The organism is Pseudomonas fragi (assembly GCF_900105835.1).
Classification (GTDB): Bacteria; Pseudomonadota; Gammaproteobacteria; order Pseudomonadales; family Pseudomonadaceae; genus Aquipseudomonas; species Aquipseudomonas fragi.
Genome location: NZ_LT629783.1, coordinates 3,405,511 through 3,422,811, shown reverse-complemented (window position 1 = coordinate 3,422,811; position 17,301 = coordinate 3,405,511). Strand labels below are relative to the sequence as shown.

General features: G+C 59.9%; 17 protein-coding genes and 1 pseudogene. 14 read left to right on the top strand and 4 right to left on the bottom strand.

From position 1 onward, the window contains the following. Positions 1-45: 45 nt before the first annotated feature. Both BLU25_RS15615 and argB read left to right on the top strand, forming a co-directional pair. Positions 46-1,467: pseudogene (locus BLU25_RS15615) on the top strand (phosphomannomutase/phosphoglucomutase); the annotation flags it as partial. 25 nt (positions 1,468-1,492) lie between these two features. Then, positions 1,493-2,398 carry an acetylglutamate kinase gene (gene argB, locus BLU25_RS15610; protein ID WP_016782696.1) on the top strand — a complete coding sequence of 302 codons (906 nt, stop codon included), beginning with the start codon at positions 1,493-1,495 and terminating at the stop codon, positions 2,396-2,398. Positions 2,399-2,462: 64 nt separating this feature from the next. Here argB and pyrE read toward each other — a convergent pair whose 3' ends face one another. Then, a complete protein-coding gene (pyrE, locus tag BLU25_RS15605) occupies positions 2,463-3,104 on the bottom strand; it encodes an orotate phosphoribosyltransferase (protein ID WP_016782697.1) in 642 nt (213 codons plus the stop codon). Positions 3,105-3,186: 82 nt separating this feature from the next. Here pyrE and BLU25_RS15600 point away from each other — a divergent pair, with 82 nt between their 5' ends. Further along, on the top strand, positions 3,187-3,966 hold the full coding sequence (locus BLU25_RS15600) for an exodeoxyribonuclease III (protein ID WP_016782698.1): 780 nt from the start codon (positions 3,187-3,189) through the stop codon (positions 3,964-3,966). Positions 3,967-4,144: 178 nt separating this feature from the next. On the opposite strand, the gene BLU25_RS15595 is transcribed toward BLU25_RS15600, so the two are convergent. Beyond that, positions 4,145-4,513, bottom strand: a complete 369-nt coding sequence (locus BLU25_RS15595) for a DUF4870 domain-containing protein (protein WP_016782699.1) — start codon at positions 4,511-4,513, stop codon at positions 4,145-4,147. A 35-nt stretch (positions 4,514-4,548) separates the two neighbouring features. Next, complete coding sequence (gene rph, locus BLU25_RS15590; RefSeq protein WP_016782701.1) at positions 4,549-5,271, bottom strand: ribonuclease PH; 723 nt, start codon at positions 5,269-5,271, stop codon at positions 4,549-4,551. 206 nt (positions 5,272-5,477) lie between these two features. Here rph and BLU25_RS15585 point away from each other — a divergent pair, with 206 nt between their 5' ends. From BLU25_RS15585 to BLU25_RS15560, 6 genes are all read left to right on the top strand, one after another. Then, positions 5,478-6,341, top strand: a complete 864-nt coding sequence (locus tag BLU25_RS15585; RefSeq protein WP_016782704.1) for a YicC/YloC family endoribonuclease — start codon at positions 5,478-5,480, stop codon at positions 6,339-6,341. A 13-nt stretch (positions 6,342-6,354) separates the two neighbouring features. Continuing rightward, a complete protein-coding gene (gene gmk, locus BLU25_RS15580; RefSeq protein WP_016782706.1) occupies positions 6,355-6,975 on the top strand; it encodes a guanylate kinase in 621 nt (206 codons plus the stop codon). Positions 6,976-7,143: 168 nt separating this feature from the next. Beyond that, positions 7,144-7,407 carry a DNA-directed RNA polymerase subunit omega gene (rpoZ, locus tag BLU25_RS15575; RefSeq protein WP_016782707.1) on the top strand — a complete coding sequence of 88 codons (264 nt, stop codon included), beginning with the start codon at positions 7,144-7,146 and terminating at the stop codon, positions 7,405-7,407. Positions 7,408-7,467: 60 nt separating this feature from the next. Next, a complete protein-coding gene (spoT, locus tag BLU25_RS15570) occupies positions 7,468-9,573 on the top strand; it encodes a bifunctional GTP diphosphokinase/guanosine-3',5'-bis pyrophosphate 3'-pyrophosphohydrolase (protein WP_016782708.1) in 2,106 nt (701 codons plus the stop codon). A gap of 24 nt (positions 9,574-9,597) precedes the next feature. Continuing rightward, positions 9,598-9,978 (top strand): RidA family protein, encoded by a 381-nt coding sequence (locus tag BLU25_RS15565; protein WP_016782709.1) that lies wholly within the window; start codon positions 9,598-9,600, stop codon positions 9,976-9,978. Between the two features lie 68 nt (positions 9,979-10,046). Continuing rightward, positions 10,047-10,787 carry a hypothetical protein gene (locus BLU25_RS15560; protein ID WP_016782710.1) on the top strand — a complete coding sequence of 247 codons (741 nt, stop codon included), beginning with the start codon at positions 10,047-10,049 and terminating at the stop codon, positions 10,785-10,787. A 125-nt stretch (positions 10,788-10,912) separates the two neighbouring features. Here the strand turns inward: BLU25_RS15560 and BLU25_RS15555 are convergent, their stop codons facing one another. Next, entirely contained in the window at positions 10,913-11,761 is an 849-nt protein-coding gene (locus tag BLU25_RS15555; RefSeq protein ID WP_016782711.1) for an NAD-dependent epimerase/dehydratase family protein, read from the bottom strand. Positions 11,762-11,949: 188 nt separating this feature from the next. Between BLU25_RS15555 and exbB the strand changes: the two genes are divergently transcribed. From exbB to recG, 5 genes are all read left to right on the top strand, one after another. Beyond that, positions 11,950-12,930, top strand: a complete 981-nt coding sequence (gene exbB, locus BLU25_RS15550; protein ID WP_029611632.1) for a tonB-system energizer ExbB — start codon at positions 11,950-11,952, stop codon at positions 12,928-12,930. Positions 12,931-12,936: 6 nt separating this feature from the next. After that, the gene (exbD, locus tag BLU25_RS15545; RefSeq protein ID WP_016782713.1) at positions 12,937-13,362 is read left to right on the top strand and encodes a TonB system transport protein ExbD; all 426 of its coding nucleotides are present in this window, start codon (positions 12,937-12,939) and stop codon (positions 13,360-13,362) included. Next, positions 13,359-14,105 carry a TonB family protein gene (locus tag BLU25_RS15540; protein WP_016782714.1) on the top strand — a complete coding sequence of 249 codons (747 nt, stop codon included), beginning with the start codon at positions 13,359-13,361 and terminating at the stop codon, positions 14,103-14,105. The genes exbD and BLU25_RS15540 overlap by 4 nt, the downstream gene beginning before the upstream one ends. 162 nt (positions 14,106-14,267) lie before the next feature. Beyond that, positions 14,268-15,188 carry a hydrogen peroxide-inducible genes activator gene (locus BLU25_RS15535; protein ID WP_016782715.1) on the top strand — a complete coding sequence of 307 codons (921 nt, stop codon included), beginning with the start codon at positions 14,268-14,270 and terminating at the stop codon, positions 15,186-15,188. An 11-nt stretch (positions 15,189-15,199) separates the two neighbouring features. Next, a complete protein-coding gene (recG, locus tag BLU25_RS15530) occupies positions 15,200-17,275 on the top strand; it encodes an ATP-dependent DNA helicase RecG (protein ID WP_029611633.1) in 2,076 nt (691 codons plus the stop codon). Positions 17,276-17,301 lie beyond the last annotated feature (26 nt).

Here is a 17,301-nt window from a genome sequence, read left to right as displayed (position 1 = left end):
CAAGGCCAGGCGTCCGACCTGGCCTTCAGCACCCTCCTGAATCCTCTGAGCGTGGAGCCCCCCCCAGCAATGATTAACCCCGCTTCGGTTCCACCGATACTGCCTGACAGCATTTTCCGCGCCTATGACATCCGCGGTGTGGTGCCAAAAACCCTGACCGCTGAAACCGCGTACTGGATCGGCCGTGCCGTCGGTGCCGAAAGCCTGGCCAAGGGTGAACCCCATGTGTCGGTAGGTCGGGACGGGCGCCTGTCAGGCCCTGAGCTGGTCGAACGCCTGATCCAGGGCGTGGCAGACAGTGGCTGCCAGGTTAGCGATGTTGGGCTGGTGCCGACCCCTGCGCTGTATTACGCCACGCATGTGCTGGCAGGCAAGTCGGGGGTGATGCTCACGGGCAGCCATAACCCGCCGGACTACAACGGTTTCAAGATCGTGATCGCGGGCGATACCCTGGCTGATGAGCAGATCAAGGCACTGCATACGCGGCTCAAGGCCAATGACCTGACCTGGGGCGAAGGGCGTATAGAACGTGTAGATATTTTGCCCCTCTACACCGAAGTGATTACCCGCGATATCAAGCTGGCCAAGCGCTTGAAGGTCGTTGTGGACTGCGGCAACGGCGTGGCCGGGGTCATCGCCCCCCAGCTGATTGAAGCCTTGGGTTGTGATGTGACCGCCCTTTTTTGCGAAGTGGATGGCAATTTCCCCAACCATCACCCCGACCCTAGCAAGCCGGAAAACCTCGTGGATTTGATCGCCAAGGTCAAAGAAACCAATGCCGATATAGGGCTTGCCTTTGATGGTGATGCTGATCGCGTGGGTGTCGTGACCAACACTGGCACCATTATCTTTGCTGACCACTTACTGATGTTGTTCGCCCAGGATGTAATGGAGCGCAACCCGGACGCCGAGATCATTTTCGATGTGAAATGCACCCGCCGTCTGATCCCGCTCATCAAGGAACTCGGCGGTCGACCACTGATGTGGAAGACAGGCCATTCGCTGATGAAAAAGAAGATGAAAGAAACCGGCGCCTTGCTGGCTGGCGAAATGAGCGGACATATCTTTTTCAAAGAGCGCTGGTTCGGTTTTGACGACGGCATCTATAGCGCTGCACGCCTGCTGGAGATCCTCAGCAAGCGTCAGGTAACTGCTGAAGCGCTGTTTGAGACCTTCCCGAACGATATTTCCACACCTGAAATCAATATCGATGTGACGGACGAGAGCAAATTCAGCATCATTGAGGCCCTGCACGACGCCCAATGGGGCGAAGCCGCCGAGCTGACGACCATTGATGGCGTGCGGGTTGACTACCCTCATGGCTGGGGCCTGGTTCGCGCCTCCAACACCACCCCGGTGCTGGTGCTGCGATTCGAGGCCGAAACCGAGGCCGAACTGCAACGTATCAAGGATGTCTTTCACGCTCAATTGCAGCGTGTGGCACCTGATCTCCAACTACCGTTTTGACCGACTTGTTCTACCGGAGCCCTGAATGACCCTCGAACGTGATGCCGCCTCCAACGTCGCCAAGGTTTTGTCCGAAGCGCTGCCCTACATTCGCCGTTACGTCGGCAAGACGCTGGTGATCAAGTACGGCGGCAACGCTATGGAGAACGATGACCTGAAAACCGGCTTTGCCCGTGACATCGTGCTGATGAAGGCCGTGGGTATCAACCCGGTCGTAGTCCACGGTGGCGGCCCGCAAATCGGCGACCTGCTCAAGCGTTTGTCCATCGAGAGCCATTTTATCGACGGCATGCGCGTGACCGACTCGCAAACCATGGATGTGGTGGAAATGGTGCTGGGCGGCCATGTGAACAAGGAAATCGTCAACCTGATCAACCGCCACGGTGGCAGCGCCATCGGCCTGACCGGTAAGGACGCGACGCTGATTCGCGCCAAAAAGATGGTCGTGACCCGTCAGACGCCGGAAATGACCAAGCCGGAAATCATCGACTTCGGTCATGTGGGCGAGGTCATCGACATCAACACCGACCTGCTGCACATGCTGACCAAGGGTGATTTCATCCCGGTGATTGCGCCGATCGGCGTGGGCGCCAATGGCGAGTCCTACAACATCAACGCCGACTTGGTGGCGGGCAAGGTTGCCGAAGCCCTCAAGGCCGAGAAACTGATGCTGCTGACCAACATCGCCGGCTTGATGGACAAGGAAGGCAAGGTACTGACCGGCCTGACGACCGCTCAGGTGGATGACCTGATCGCCGACGGCACCATTTATGGTGGCATGCTGCCAAAAATCCGCTGCGCACTGGAAGCTGTGCAAGGTGGCGTGACCACGGCGCATATCGTCGACGGGCGCGTGCCGAATGCCGTACTGCTGGAAATCTTCACCGATACCGGTGTAGGTACGCTGATTACCAATAGCAAACCGGCTTAAGCAGAACTAAAAAAGCCCCGCCCGGAATGATCCGGGCGGGGCTTTTTTATGGGCGGGGGGGGGATTAAATCCCGTACTGCGCCCGGTACGCCTCAACGGCTGGCAGGTATTGCTTGAGCGTTTCGTCTTCGGCCAGGTATTGCAGCACCTGATTCAACGAAACGATGCTGATCACCGGAATGCCGAAGTCGCGCTCGACTTCCTGGATCGCCGACAGCTCGCCGTTACCGCGCTCCTGACGGTTGAGGGCAATCATCACGCCGGCCGCCTTGGCGCCCTGGGCCTGGATGATCTGCATCACTTCACGGATAGCGGTACCAGCCGTGATCACATCGTCGATGATCAGGATATCGCCTTCCAGCGGCGAGCCAACCAGGCTGCCGCCTTCGCCGTGAGCCTTGGCTTCTTTGCGGTTGAAGCACCACGGCAGGTCGCGGTCGTGGTGTTCGGCCAGTGCCACGGCAGTGGTCGCCGCCAGGGGGATGCCCTTGTAGGCCGGGCCAAAGAGCACGTCGAAGGAAATGCCGCTGTCAACGATGGCCGCCGCATAGAAGCGCCCTAGCTGGGCCAGGGCGGAACCGGTGTTGAACAGGCCGGCATTGAAGAAGTAAGGACTGGTGCGCCCGGACTTCAGGGTGAACTCACCGAAGCGCAGTACGCCGCGATCGATGGCAAAACGGATGAAGTCGCGCTGATACGCTTGCATGAAAAAGGCCCCAGATACCACGGATTTAGCTAATTGGTAAGACGGCGTGTATCATACACGCACGAGATTTTTGGGGCCATTTATGCGGATCATCAGTGTGAACGTCAATGGTATTCAGACGGCAGTCGAGCGCGGTTTACTCAGTTGGCTGCAAGCTCAGAATGCCGACGTTATCTGCCTGCAGGACACCCGTGCCTCCGCCTTTGAACTGGACGATCCAGCCTACCAGCTCGATGGCTACTTTCTTTATGCCTGTGACGCCGAAGTTCCTGCCCAAGGTGGTGTGGCTTTGTACTCGCGGTTGCAGCCGAAAGCAGTCATCACCGGGCTTGGCTTCGAGACGGCCGATCGCTACGGGCGCTACCTGCAAGCCGATTTCGATAAGGTCAGCATCGCGACCTTGCTGCTCCCTTCGGGGCAGAACGGCGATGAAGACTTGAATCAAAAATTCAAGCTAATGGACGACTTTGCGCGCTATCTCGACAAGCAGCGTCGCAAGCGTCGTGAGTACATCTACTGCGGCTCGCTGTATGTGGCGCAGCAGAAACTCGACATTAAAAACTGGCGCGACAGCCAGCAATCGCCTGGCTTCCTGGCGCCTGAACGGGCCTGGATGGATGAGATTGTCGGCAACATGGGCTATGTCGATGCCCTGCGTGAAGTCAGTCGTGAAGGCGACCAGTACAGCTGGTGGCCGGACAACGAACAGGCCGAGATGCTGAATTTGGGCTGGCGTTTTGACTACCAGCTGCTGACACCGGGCTTGCGCCGCTTTGTACGAAGCGCTCGCATGCCGCGTCAGCCACGCTTCTCGCAGCACGCGCCATTGATCGTGGACTACGACTGGACACTGACTATCTAAGTGTTTTTTCGCAGTTAAAAAAGGCCCGTATCGGAAGATACGGGCCTTTTTTGTACGCAACCCATTGTGGTGGCGGGCGATGTGGGAGCGGGCTTGCCCGCGATGGCATCAACGCGGTTTACCAGACAGACCGCATCGTTTGCATCGCGAGCAAGCCCGCTCCCACAAGGCAGGTGTGTTACTTGAGCGGCCGCCAGGTGAAAGGGTAACGATAAGCCACCCCGTCATTGGCCTTGACCCCGGCAATCACCACCAGCACCACCGCACCGATCAGCACCAGGCCCAGCAGCGCAAAGCCGATCAGCACGAACATCAGCACATAGCAAATGGCCGAGGCAATCGCCACGGTGATCTGGAAGTTCATCGCTTCCTTGCCCTGATCGTCGATAAAGGGATCGCTCTCGCGCTTTACCTGCCACAGGATCAGCGGGCCGATCAGGCTGCCAAACGGAAACCACATCCCCAGGAACGCCGAAAAATGACAGAACATGGCCCATTTGCGAGCGTCGCGGCTCGGTCCAGGTTTTGAAAGATCCAGTTCGCTCATGAGATTCTCCAAGTGCTAAGCGTTGGCTCGGGCAATCAGTCAGCCAGTGCCGCTTGTTGCAGGGCAAAAATTTCGTTCATGCCTTTTTGTGCCAGTGCCAGCATGGCGTTCAGCTCTTCAGGCTGGAACGGCGCGCCTTCGGCGGTGCCTTGAACTTCGATGAAACCGCCGCTGCTGGTCATCACCACGTTCAGGTCGGTTTCAGCAGCCGAATCTTCAGGATAGTCCAGGTCAAGTACCGGTACGCCCTGGTACATGCCCACCGATACCGCCGCGATCATCTGCTTGATCGGATCGCCGCCCTTGAGGCCGCCACGCTTCTTGATGATTTTCAGGGCGTCGACCAGGGCAACCATTGCACCGGTGATCGAGGCAGTGCGGGTGCCGCCATCAGCCTGGATCACGTCGCAGTCGACGTACAGGGTGATATCGCCCAGCTTGGACATGTCCAGCGCAGCGCGCAGGGAGCGGCCGATCAGGCGCTGGATTTCCAGGGTACGCCCGCCTTGTTTGCCACGGCTGGCTTCACGCTGGTTACGGTCGCCGGTGGCGCGTGGCAGCATGCCGTATTCGGCAGTCAGCCAGCCCTGGCCCTGGCCCTTGAGGAAGCGCGGCACGCCATTCTCGACGCTGACGGTGCAGATGACTTTGGTGTCACCGAACTCGACCAGTACAGAACCCTCTGCGTGTTTGGTGTAGTTGCGGGTGATGCGGATCGGGCGGAGCTGATCGGCAACGCGACCACTTGGACGTTTCATGTGGGATACCTGTACGGGACGGAAAACTGCCGAGCATTATAAAGGAAAGGGCATGGCCGCGCAGGGCGCGTCGGTGGACGCCGGCGCTGAACGGCGGTGAAACGTATTTACGACCGACGTCATTTGGGGCAGTTGCCCGCACTGCGTTACAATCTGTCGTCTAACTTGCCGCCAGGCTTAACTCATCCAATCGCGAGGTACCGTCCATGGTGCACAGCATGACCGCCTTTGCCCGCGTCGAAAGCGCCGGCACTCAGGGCACCCTGAGTTGGGAGCTGCGTTCGGTCAACAGCCGCTACCTGGAGCCGCACCTGCGTCTACCTGAATCTTTCCGTGATCTCGAGGGTGCGGTGCGTGAAGCGCTGCGCCAGGGCATTTCCCGGGGCAAGCTGGAATGCACCTTGCGTTTCACGGAAGAAACCACCGGCAAGCCGCTGCAGGTTGACCGCGAACGTGCCGCACAGCTGGTGGCCGCCGCCGAGACCATCGCCAGCCTGATCAAGCAGCCTGCCGCGCTCAACCCGCTGGAAGTGCTGGCCTGGCCCGGTGTTCTGGTGGCCGATGCCAGCGACCCGCAAGCCTTGAACACCCAGGCCCTGACGCTGTTCAAGCAAGGCCTGCAAGAACTGAAAAACGGCCGTGAGCGCGAAGGCGCGGAACTGGCCCGCTTGATCAGCGATCGCCTGACCGCCATTGAAAGCGATGTTGAAACCCTGCGCGAGCTGGTGCCGCAAATGCTCGCCACCCAGCGGCAAAAGGTCCTCGACCGTTTTGCCGACATGAAGGCCGAGCTGGACCCGCAGCGTCTCGAACAGGAAATGGTCATGCTCGCGCAAAAGAGCGACGTGGCCGAAGAGCTGGACCGCCTGAGCACCCATATTCTTGAAGTACGCCGCGTACTCAAGTCGGGGGGAGCTGCCGGGCGACGTCTGGACTTCCTGATGCAAGAACTGAATCGCGAGGCCAATACCCTGGGCTCCAAGGCATTCGATCCACGCAGCACCCAAGCGGCGGTCAACCTCAAGGTGTTGATCGAGCAGATGCGTGAACAAGTACAGAATATTGAGTAAGGCATCCCCTGACATGACCCACAGCACTGGCACCCTTTATATCGTTTCTGCCCCTTCGGGCGCAGGCAAGACCAGCCTGGTCAAGGCCTTGATCGACGTTGAGCCGCAGATCCGGGTATCGGTTTCGCACACCACCCGCGCCATGCGTCCGGGCGAGGTCAATGGCGTGAACTATCACTTCGTCGAGCGCGAAGAGTTCGTCAAAATGATCGAGCACGGTGACTTCCTGGAACGTGCCGAAGTGTTCGGCAACCTCTACGGCACCTCGCAAAGCCACCTGCAGCAGACCCTGGATGAAGGCCACGACCTGATTCTGGAAATCGACTGGCAAGGTGCCGAGCAGGTACGCAAGCTGATGCCCCAGGCGCGCTCGATCTTTATCCTGCCGCCAAGCCAGGAAGCCTTGCGCCAGCGCCTGGACAACCGTGGCCAGGACAGCGACGAAATCATTGACGCCCGCATGCGCGAAGCCGTGAGCGAAATGAGCCACTATGTGGACTATGACTACCTGATCATCAACGACGATTTCGCCCTGGCCCTTGAAGACCTCAAGGCCATTTTCCGCGCCAATCGCCTGCAGCAAAAGCGCCAGCAACAGCGTTTTGGCAAATTGCTGGCCGAACTGCTGGGTTAATGAACACTTCCCAAAACCCCTGTAAGGGCTTTACATTGGTGCTTACAGAGGTTTTTGGAGCAGTGGCCGAAAAATCAGCGCTTCCCTAATGGCTGGTGATTTTTTAAACTGTTCAGTCCGCTCGCCCATCCGGGCAGCGCGCATATTGCATTTGCTACGAGGAAGACCATGGCCCGCGTAACCGTTGAAGACTGTCTAGAACACGTGGATAACCGCTTTGAGCTGGTCATGCTCTCTACCAAGCGTGCCCGTCAACTGGCCACCGGCGGTAAAGAGCCTCTGGTGCAGTGGGAAAACGACAAGCCTACCGTTGTTGCCCTGCGCGAAATCGCAGAAGGCCTGATGAGCTACGAGTTTATCGCCAACGCTGAAATCGTCGAAGACGAACCGCTGTTCGCAGCGTTCGAGGACGAGTCCAACGAGGCGAACTAAGCCTATGCCCGGTCGACGTAGCACGGCGAAGGGTAAAAAGTTTTGGCAGGAGGTTTCCTCATGCCGAGCATAGACGCCCTCGCCGATCGCTTGTCGGCGTACCTCGGCCCGGACCAGGTCAATCTGGTCCGCCGGGCGTACTTCTACGCAGAACAAGCCCACGACGGCCAACGCCGACGCAGCGGCGAGCCTTATGTCACGCACCCGCTGGCAGTGGCCAATATCCTTGCCGACATGCATATGGACCATCAGAGCCTGATGGCGGCCATGCTGCATGACGTGATTGAAGACACCGGTATTGCCAAGGAAGCGCTGGTAGCGCAGTTCGGCGAAACCGTGGCCGACCTGGTCGATGGCGTCAGCAAGCTGACGCAGATGAACTTCGAAACCAAGGCCGAAGCCCAGGCAGAAAACTTCCAGAAGATGGCCATGGCCATGGCACGCGACATCCGCGTGATCCTGGTGAAGCTGGCTGACCGTCTGCACAACATGCGTACCCTCGAAGTGCTGTCCGGCGAAAAACGCCGACGGATTGCCAAGGAAACCCTGGAAATCTACGCACCCATCGCCAATCGGCTGGGTATGCACAGCATTCGTATCGAATTCGAAGACCTCGGTTTCAAGGCGATGTACCCGATGCGCTCTGCGCGCATTTACCAGGCGGTCAAGCGTGCCCGGGGCAATCGCAAGGAAATCGTCAACAAGATTGAAGAATCGCTCAGCCACTGTCTGGCCATCGACGGCATTCAGGGCGAAGTCAGCGGTCGTCAAAAGCACATCTACGGCATCTACAAGAAGATGCGCGGCAAACGCCGGGCCTTTAACGAGATCATGGATGTTTACGCATTCCGGATCATCGTCGACAAGGTCGACACCTGCTACCGCGTACTGGGCGCTGTACATAATTTGTACAAACCCCTGCCGGGCCGGTTCAAGGACTACATAGCCATTCCCAAGGCCAACGGCTATCAGTCGTTGCATACCACGCTGTTTGGCATGCATGGCGTACCGATCGAGATCCAGATCCGTACCCGTGAAATGGAAGAAATGGCCAACAACGGCATCGCCGCCCACTGGCTGTACAAGTCCAGTGGCGACGAGCAGCACACGGGCACCCATGCCCGGGCGCGGCAATGGGTCAAGGGCGTGCTGGAAATGCAGCAACGCGCCGGCAACTCCCTGGAATTTATCGAAAGCGTGAAGATCGACCTGTTCCCGGACGAGGTCTATGTGTTCACGCCCAAAGGCCGGATCATGGAGCTGCCCAAAGGCTCCACGGCCGTCGACTTTGCCTACGCGGTTCACACCGACGTCGGCAACAGCTGTATCGCCTGCCGGATCAACCGTCGCCTCGCGCCGCTGTCCGAGCCGCTGCAAAGCGGTTCCACGGTCGAGATCGTCAGCGCTCCCGGCGCCCGCCCCAACCCGGCCTGGCTCAACTTTGTGGTCACTGGCAAGGCGCGCACGCACATTCGCCATGCCCTCAAGCTGCAGCGCCGTTCCGAGTCGGTCAACCTGGGCGAACGCCTGCTGAACAAAGTACTCAACGGTTTCAACAGCGCCCTGGACAAGATCCCGGCCGAGCGCGTGCAGGCCATGCTTCAGGAATACCGCCTGGAACAGATCGAAGACCTGCTCGAAGATATCGGCCTGGGCAATCGCATGGCCTATGTGGTGGCCCGACGCCTGTTGGGCGAAGGCGAAGCATTGCCGAGCCCTGAAGGCCCGCTGGCGATCCGCGGCACCGAAGGTTTGGTGCTCAGCTACGCCAAATGCTGTACGCCGATCCCGGGCGACCCGATCGTTGGCCATTTGTCTGCAGGCAAAGGCATGGTCGTGCACCTGGACAACTGCCGCAATATCAGTGAAATCCGCCACAACCCCGAAAAGTGCATCCAGCTGTCGTGGGCCAAGGACGTTACCGGCGAATTCAACGTCGAATTGCGCGTCGAACTGGAACACCAGCGCGGCCTGATTGCGCTGCTGGCCAGCAGCGTCAACGCTGCCGACGGCAACATCGAAAAGATCAGCATGGACGAACGCGATGGTCGCATCAGCGTGGTCCAACTGGTGGTCAGCGTGCACGACCGTGTGCACCTGGCTCGCGTGATCAAAAAACTGCGCGCCCTTACCGGGGTCATACGCATCACTCGCATGCGTGCGTAGCCATCTAATTACAAGGAGTCACCCATGTCCAAGACTGTTATCACCAGCGACAAGGCACCTGCTGCAATCGGTACTTATTCTCAGGCGATCAAAGCTGGCAATACTGTCTACATGTCCGGTCAAATCCCTCTGGACCCAAAAACCATGGAACTGGTTGAAGGCTTTGAAGCCCAGACCATCCAGGTTTTCGAAAACCTGAAGTCGGTTGCTGAAGCCGCAGGCGGTTCGTTCAAGGACATCGTCAAGCTGAACATCTTCCTGACTGACCTGAGCCACTTCGCCAAGGTCAACGAGATCATGGGCACCTACTTCGAACAGCCATACCCGGCCCGCGCCGCCATCGGCGTTGCAGCCCTGCCAAAGGGCTCGCAGGTAGAGATGGACGCTATCCTGGTTATTGAGTAACACCCCCCGGCGCAGCGTCTTCATGCTGCGCCAACCCCCGCTCTTCCCGGTTTCAAAAGGATCCCACCATGCGCAAAGCGCTCGTGTTGTCACTGCTCGCCATTGTCTTGGGTGGTTGTGCCAGCGAACCCGCCCGCCGCGACATCAGTGGTGTCTGGATCAACCAGGCCGCAATCGATGCAGCTGCCAATGGCGGCAACCTGCGCGAAGCCCTGCTGGCATATGGGCCGAACCTGGAATGGGACATCGACGTCAAAAACGCCACCGCCCACTACACCAACGGCTTTGAGTCAGTTGAAGGCAAGCTGCTGCCTGCGGATGATGGCATGTGGCAGGTCAGCTTTTATGGCAGCAGTTCCACCGACTTGAGCCTGGAGGGCGAAACGCTGGTCCAGGCCGAAACGGATGCAGAGCCGCGCCAGCCTTTTGTACGCTCGCAGGTCAAGGTTGCAAGCGATGCGCCATTAGGCACGAGCTTTGAAACAGCGCTCAACGCCGCCTACCTGGGTGGCCAGTGGCGTGTGGTCAGCGGTGCGGGCAAGGGCAATCAGGTGACGTTCTCGGCAGACGGCCAGGTGACAGGGCTGCCCAACACCCAAAATTATGTGCTGTGCCTGGCGGGCGATTGCGCATCGATGAGCGGCGAATACGACAGCCTCTGGCTGCAGCAAGGTGAAACGGGTGCGGCGCACATTTTTGTCCGCGATGGCCGCAAGTTGGAAATCTTCCAGGCGCTGGACGCCTCGGCGCCAGACGACATGCCCCAGTTCTACCCGGGCAAGCTTGAATGGTCGCTGGAGAAACTGTAAGCCAACCTAATCCCCTGACCTGTGGGAGCGGGCTTGCTCGCGATAAGATCGCCGCGATTTTTCTTTCAAACCGCGCCGCCTGAATCGCGAGCAAGCCCGCTCCCACAAGACCACTCTCAGGCCTGCTAGCCCAAAACCGCTGCATAGCCCTCACGGTAACTCGAATAGCGCGGCTCCCAGCCCAGCGCCTTGGCGCGGGCATTGCTGCAGCGCTTGCTGCCTGCCCGGCGCACGCTCGCTTCGGCGGCCCATTCGGTAATGCCCAAACGCTCACGCAACCAGTCCACCACCTCTGCCAAAGGTGCCGGTGCGTTATCCACACCTATATAGCAATCATCCAGCGCCTTGCCCTGGCGGTCCGCCTCCAGCAGAAAGGCCAAAAGCCCCGCCGCATCATCGGCATGGATACGGTTGCCATACAGCGGCGGCTCAACCGCCACGCGATAGCCTTTGCGCACTTGCCCCAGCAACCACTCTCGACCCGGCCCGTAGATCCCGGTCAGGCGTACCGCACTGGCAGCAATGCCACTATCCAGCGCCACCCGTTCGGCATCCAGGATGATCCGGCCCGAGTAGTTGGTGCTCAGGGCAGGTGATGTTTCGTCGATCCACTCCCCGTCTTTTTGGGCGTAAACGCCGCTACTGGAGACAAACAACAGGCGCTTGGGCTGTTGGCCATGCTGTTTGAGCCAGGCCAGGGTGTTTTTCAGGCCGTCTACATACGCCGCCTGATAACCCGCTTCGTCATGCTCGGTCGCCGCCGCGCTGTACACCACATAGTCGATCGGGCCGGTTGGCCATTGTGCCGGGCATTGCTCACTGAACAAGTCGCCCGCCACACCGATAACCCCCGTGGGTAAACGCTCGATGGAGCGGCGCAGGCCATAGACCTGCCAGTGCGCGTCGAGCAGTTGAGTAGCCAGGCGGCTACCGACATCACCGCACCCGACGATCAATACAGAGGCTTTGGACATCGTAAAAATCCTAATGAAAAGTTACAAAACGACGTGATTTGACACGACCAAAGTCGTGACTTTCGAAAAAAACAGATGCTATTGCTTTTGTTAACAAGAATTACTTGCAATAATAACCCATCATTTTGCCCTTGGTCTTACACCGCGTTGTAGGGCATTACCTCATTACTTTCTCAGGTCCGGCTAGCATGACACGCAATCATCCCACCGCTTCGCCAACCCAGCCTTTGAGCCCAACACGCGTCTGGCGTGGGGTTGCGGCGCTGATGTTCAGCTTGATGTTGGCACCTGTCGCGGCCTTTGCCGACGAGCCTGCTACCCCGGCCGTACACGCGGCCACCGAAGCAGCGGCCCCGGCACCTGTCGCTGCACCAGGTGCGACTGATCCTACACTGGTAGAGGGCGCAGCCGCTCCCGCCGATGACGCTCCGCAAATCGTTGCCGAAGAAGACAACAGCCTGGGCATGGCCCATGACCTGTCGCCTTGGGGCATGTATAAAAACGCAGACATCATCGTCAAAATCGTAATGATCGGCCTGGCTATTGCTTCGATCATCACCTGGACGATCTGGATTGCCAAAGGCTTTGAAGTGCTGGGCGCCAAGCGTCGTCTGCGCAGCGAAATCGCCCAACTGAAAAAAGCCCGCACCTTGAAAGAAGCCAGCGAAACGGCTGGCAAAGAAGGCACCCTGGCCCACCTGCTGGTGCAGGACGCCCTTGAAGAAATGCGCCTGTCGGCCAACAGCCGTGAAAAAGAAGGCATCAAGGAACGTGTGAGCTTCCGTCTTGAGCGTCTGGTTGCAGCGTGCGGTCGCAACATGAGCAGCGGCACCGGCGTACTGGCCACCATCGGCTCCACAGCACCGTTCGTCGGTCTGTTCGGTACTGTATGGGGCATCATGAACAGCTTTATCGGTATCGCCAAAACCCAGACCACCAACCTGGCCGTGGTTGCGCCGGGTATTGCCGAAGCCCTGCTGGCCACGGCATTGGGTCTGGTTGCTGCGATCCCTGCGGTAGTGATTTACAACGTCTTCGCCCGTTCCATCACCGGCTACAAGGCCCAGGTGGCGGATGCGTCTGCTGAAGTGTTGCTGTTGGTTAGCCGTGACCTCGATCACCTGCCGCCCGAGCGCAGCTCGCAACCGCACATGGTGAAAGTGGGGTAATCGGCCATGGGCCTGCATTTAAAAGAAGGCGATGACGATCTCGCCGAGAACCATGAAATCAACGTCACCCCTTTTATCGACGTGATGCTGGTACTGCTGATCATCTTTATGGTGGCAGCACCGCTGGCCACTGTGGATATCAAGGTTGACCTGCCTGCGTCCAGCGCCAAGCCGGCGCCTCGGCCCGAGAAACCGGTGTTCCTCAGCGTCAAGGCTGACCAGCGTCTGTACCTGGGCGAAGAGCCGGTCACGGTTGAAGCCCTGGGCCCGACCCTGGATGCCAGGACCCACAACAACAAAGACACGACGATCTTCTTCCAGGCCGACAAGGGCGTGGACTACGGCGACCTGATGAGCGTGATGGATGCTTTGCGCGCAGCCGGTTACTTGAAGGTAGGTCTGGTCGGACTTGAGACGGCAGCCAAGAAATGACCATAGCGCGCCAAAAGATGACGCGTTACGCAATCAGCCTGGCCGCGGTGTTGGCCATCCATGCAGTGGCAGTAGCTCTTATGCTGCAATGGTCCAACCCGCGGGCAATCGAACTTCCGCCGCAAGCGATGATGGTTGATCTGGCACCGTTGCCAGCACCGCCACCGCCAGCGCCGCCCAAAGTGGTGACACCACCACAACCCCCGGCGCCGGTGGAAGAGTTGCCGATACCCAAGCTGGCCGAAGCGCCTAAACCGAAGATTTCTGTACCCAAACCGGTCAAGCCCAAGCAAAAGCCGCAACCGCCCAAGCCTGTGGAAAAACCGGACCCGGTCAAAGAGAAGCCTTCAGAAGAGAAACCGAGCGACGCAACGCCGACCAAGAACACCAGCGAGAAATCCGCTGCACCGGCCCCGGGGCCGTCGGCGCAACAACTGGCTGCCAAGGCCAGCTGGGAAGGTACGCTGCTCAATCACTTGGGCAAGTACAAGAAGTACCCGCCTGCTGCGCAATCCCGTGGCAAGGAAGGCCTGAACCGTCTGCGCTTCGTGGTGGACGCTGAAGGCAAGGTGCTGTCCTACGAGCTGGTAGGGCGTTCGGGTAACGCTGATCTGGACCGGGCCACCCTGGAAATGATCCGCCGGGCACAACCGTTGCCCAAGCCGCCGCCTGAAATGCTGACCAATGGCAGTATCGAGATCGTGGCACCCTTCGTTTATTCCATCGATAAGCGTCGGCGCTAACACCACAAAAGGCACCCCAGGGTGCCTTTTGTGCATCTGGGGTCTGGATAAAAAACCAGTTATAGCGTGATTGGCGACTGTAGCTCTGAGGGCAATGTCTGATAACGTGCGTCTATCGATTGCTGCCGCTATGCTTGGCCCGCAACCAAAGGGACGCCCGCTATGACGCTTACAGAATTACGCTACATCGTTACCCTCGCCCAAGAGCAGCACTTCGGCCATGCCGCCGAACGTTGCCATGTCAGCCAGCCGACCCTGTCGGTGGGTGTGAAAAAACTGGAAGACGAACTCGGTGTGCTGATTTTCGAGCGCAGCAAAAGCGCGGTGCGCGTCACGCCGGTGGGTGAAGCCATCGTGGCTCAGGCGCAAAAAGTGCTTGAGCAGGCCCAGGGCATTCGTGAACTGGCCCAGGCCGGCAAAAACCAGCTGACGGCTCCCCTCAAAGTGGGGGCGATCTACACCGTAGGCCCGTACCTGTTCCCGCACCTGATCCCGCAACTGCACCGGGTCGCCCCGCAGATGCCGTTGTATATCGAAGAAAACTTCACCCATGTACTGCGCGACAAACTGCGTAACGGTGAGTTGGACGCGATCATTATCGCCCTGCCGTTCCATGAAGCCGACGTGCTGACCCTGCCGCTGTACGACGAGCCGTTTTATGTGCTCATGCCCAGCGAGCACCCGTGGACCAAAAAAGACACCATCGACGCCAGCCTGCTCAACGACAAGAGCCTGCTGTTGCTGGGTGAAGGCCACTGCTTCCGCGACCAGGTGCTGGAAGCCTGCCCGACCGTGGCCAAAGGCAATGATGGCGCCATGCACACCACGGTGGAGTCCAGCTCGCTGGAAACCATCCGTCATATGGTGGCATCTGGCTTGGGTATCTCGATCCTGCCGTTGTCGGCCGTGGACAGCCATCACTATGCCCCGGGCATTCTGGCCGTGCGCCCGTTGACCCCGCCGGTACCGTTTCGCACCGTGGCCATCGCCTGGCGCGCCAGCTTCCCGCGGCCCAAGGCGATTGAAATCCTCGCGGACTCGATCCGCCTGTGCTCGGTGGCCAAGCCACCTGCCGCGACCTAAGTGCCCGTGTGATGACCGAGTTGTCGAATGTGTCGGTCACCGCGCTCAAGGGCGTCGGTGAGGCTATGGCCGAGAAACTGGCCAAGGTCGGGCTGGAGAACGTCCAGGACGTGCTGTTCCATTTGCCCTTGCGTTATCAGGATCGCACCCGCGTGGTGCCGATTGGCGCCTTGCGCCCCGGTCAGGATGCGGTGGTCGAAGGCCGGGTCATTGGTGCCGACGTGGTCATGGGCAAGCGTCGCAGCTTGCTGGTGCGCATCAACGATGGCACCGGCGGCCTGAGCCTGCGCTTCTACCACTTCAGCAATGCGCAAAAGGAAAGCCTCAAGCGCGGCACCGAAGTGCGATGCTATGGCGAGGCCCGCCCCGGCGCCTCGGGGCTGGAGATCTACCACCCCGAGTACCGCGCCATTACCGGCGATGAGCCACCACCCGTCGACACCACCCTGACGCCGATCTACCCCACCACCGAAGGCCTGACCCAGCAGCGTTTGCGCCAGCTCAGCCAGCAGAGCCTGGCCATGCTTGGCCCGCGCAGCCTGCCCGACTGGCTGCCGCCGGAGCTGGCCAAGGACTATCAGCTGGCCCCGCTGGATGAGGCCATTCGCTACCTGCATCAGCCCCCCGCCGATGCCGACGTTGAAGAACTCGCCCTGGGCCATCACTGGGCCCAGCACCGGCTGGCCTTTGAAGAGCTGCTGACGCACCAACTGTCGCAGCAGCGCCTGCGCGAGAGCTTGCGCTCGCAACAAGCCCCGGCGTTGCCCAAGGCGAAAAAACTACCGAAGCAGTTCCTCGCCAACCTGGGCTTCCCCCCGACTGGCGCACAGACCCGGGTCGGCAACGAGATTGCCTACGACCTCAGCCAGCCCGAACCCATGCTGCGCCTGATCCAGGGCGACGTGGGTTCCGGCAAGACCGTGGTCGCGGCGATGGCGGCCCTGCAGGCGCTTGAAGCGGGTTATCAGGTGGCCCTGATGGCGCCCACGGAAATCCTCGCCGAGCAGCACTTCATCAACTTCAAGCGCTGGCTCGAGCCTTTGGGCCTTGAAGTGGCGTGGCTGGCCGGCAAGCTCAAAGGCAAGGCACGGGTTACTGCGCTGGAGCAAATCGCCAGCGGCGTGCCGATGGTGGTTGGCACCCACGCCCTGTTCCAGGACAACGTGCAGTTCAAGAACCTGGCGCTGGTGATCATCGACGAGCAGCACCGCTTCGGCGTGCAGCAACGCCTGGCCCTGCGCAACAAGGGCGTCGGCGGGGTGATGTGCCCGCACCAGTTGATCATGACCGCCACGCCGATCCCGCGCACCCTGGCCATGAGCGCCTATGCCGACCTCGACACCTCGATCCTCGACGAGTTGCCGCCGGGCCGTACCCCAGTCAACACCGTGCTGGTGGTCGATACCCGGCGCCTGGAGGTGATCGAACGGGTGCGCGCCGCCTGTGCCGAAGGGCGTCAGGCCTATTGGGTCTGCACCTTGATCGAAGAGTCCGAGGAGATGACCTGTCAGGCAGCTGAAACCACCTTTGAGGACCTTTCCAGCGCCCTGGGCGAGCTGCGCGTCGGCCTGATCCACGGGCGCATGAAAGCCGCAGAAAAAGCCGAAGTCATGGCCCGGTTCAAGGCCGGCGAGCTGCAACTGCTGGTGGCCACTACGGTGATTGAAGTGGGGGTCGACGTGCCCAACTCCAGCCTGATGATCATCGAAAACCCCGAGCGTCTCGGCCTGTCCCAGCTGCACCAGTTGCGCGGGCGCGTAGGCCGAGGCAGCGCCGTCAGCCATTGCGTACTGCTGTATCACCCGCCGCTGTCACAAATCGGCCGTCAGCGCCTGGGCATCATGCGCGAGACCAACGATGGCTTTGTGATCGCCGAAAAAGACCTCGAACTGCGCGGCCCCGGCGAAATGCTCGGCACCCGCCAGACCGGACTTCTGCAATTCAAGGTCGCCGACCTGATGCGCGACGCCGACCTGCTGCCCGCCGTGCGCGAGGCCGCCCAGGCGTTGATCGAACGCTGGCCCGGCCATGTCAGCCCCCTGCTTGATCGCTGGCTGCGCCACGGTCAGCAATATGGTCAGGTGTAAAAGACCATTCAGTAAATGGCCCGGCG

Bases quoted from the DNA above. Each gene is read 5' to 3' on its own strand.
- argB (WP_016782696.1), top strand. From the start codon at position 1,493: ATGACCCTCGAACGTGATGCCGCCTCCAACGTCGCCAAGGTTTTGTCC.
- pyrE (WP_016782697.1), bottom strand. From the start codon at position 3,104: ATGCAAGCGTATCAGCGCGACTTCATCCGTTTTGCCATCGATCGCGGC.
- BLU25_RS15600 (WP_016782698.1), top strand. From the start codon at position 3,187: ATGCGGATCATCAGTGTGAACGTCAATGGTATTCAGACGGCAGTCGAG.
- BLU25_RS15595 (WP_016782699.1), bottom strand. From the start codon at position 4,513: ATGAGCGAACTGGATCTTTCAAAACCTGGACCGAGCCGCGACGCTCGC.
- rph (WP_016782701.1), bottom strand. From the start codon at position 5,271: ATGAAACGTCCAAGTGGTCGCGTTGCCGATCAGCTCCGCCCGATCCGC.
- BLU25_RS15585 (WP_016782704.1), top strand. From the start codon at position 5,478: ATGGTGCACAGCATGACCGCCTTTGCCCGCGTCGAAAGCGCCGGCACT.
- gmk (WP_016782706.1), top strand. From the start codon at position 6,355: ATGACCCACAGCACTGGCACCCTTTATATCGTTTCTGCCCCTTCGGGC.
- rpoZ (WP_016782707.1), top strand. From the start codon at position 7,144: ATGGCCCGCGTAACCGTTGAAGACTGTCTAGAACACGTGGATAACCGC.
- spoT (WP_016782708.1), top strand. From the start codon at position 7,468: ATGCCGAGCATAGACGCCCTCGCCGATCGCTTGTCGGCGTACCTCGGC.
- BLU25_RS15565 (WP_016782709.1), top strand. From the start codon at position 9,598: ATGTCCAAGACTGTTATCACCAGCGACAAGGCACCTGCTGCAATCGGT.
- BLU25_RS15560 (WP_016782710.1), top strand. From the start codon at position 10,047: ATGCGCAAAGCGCTCGTGTTGTCACTGCTCGCCATTGTCTTGGGTGGT.
- BLU25_RS15555 (WP_016782711.1), bottom strand. From the start codon at position 11,761: ATGTCCAAAGCCTCTGTATTGATCGTCGGGTGCGGTGATGTCGGTAGC.
- exbB (WP_029611632.1), top strand. From the start codon at position 11,950: ATGACACGCAATCATCCCACCGCTTCGCCAACCCAGCCTTTGAGCCCA.
- exbD (WP_016782713.1), top strand. From the start codon at position 12,937: ATGGGCCTGCATTTAAAAGAAGGCGATGACGATCTCGCCGAGAACCAT.
- BLU25_RS15540 (WP_016782714.1), top strand. From the start codon at position 13,359: ATGACCATAGCGCGCCAAAAGATGACGCGTTACGCAATCAGCCTGGCC.
- BLU25_RS15535 (WP_016782715.1), top strand. From the start codon at position 14,268: ATGACGCTTACAGAATTACGCTACATCGTTACCCTCGCCCAAGAGCAG.
- recG (WP_029611633.1), top strand. From the start codon at position 15,200: ATGACCGAGTTGTCGAATGTGTCGGTCACCGCGCTCAAGGGCGTCGGT.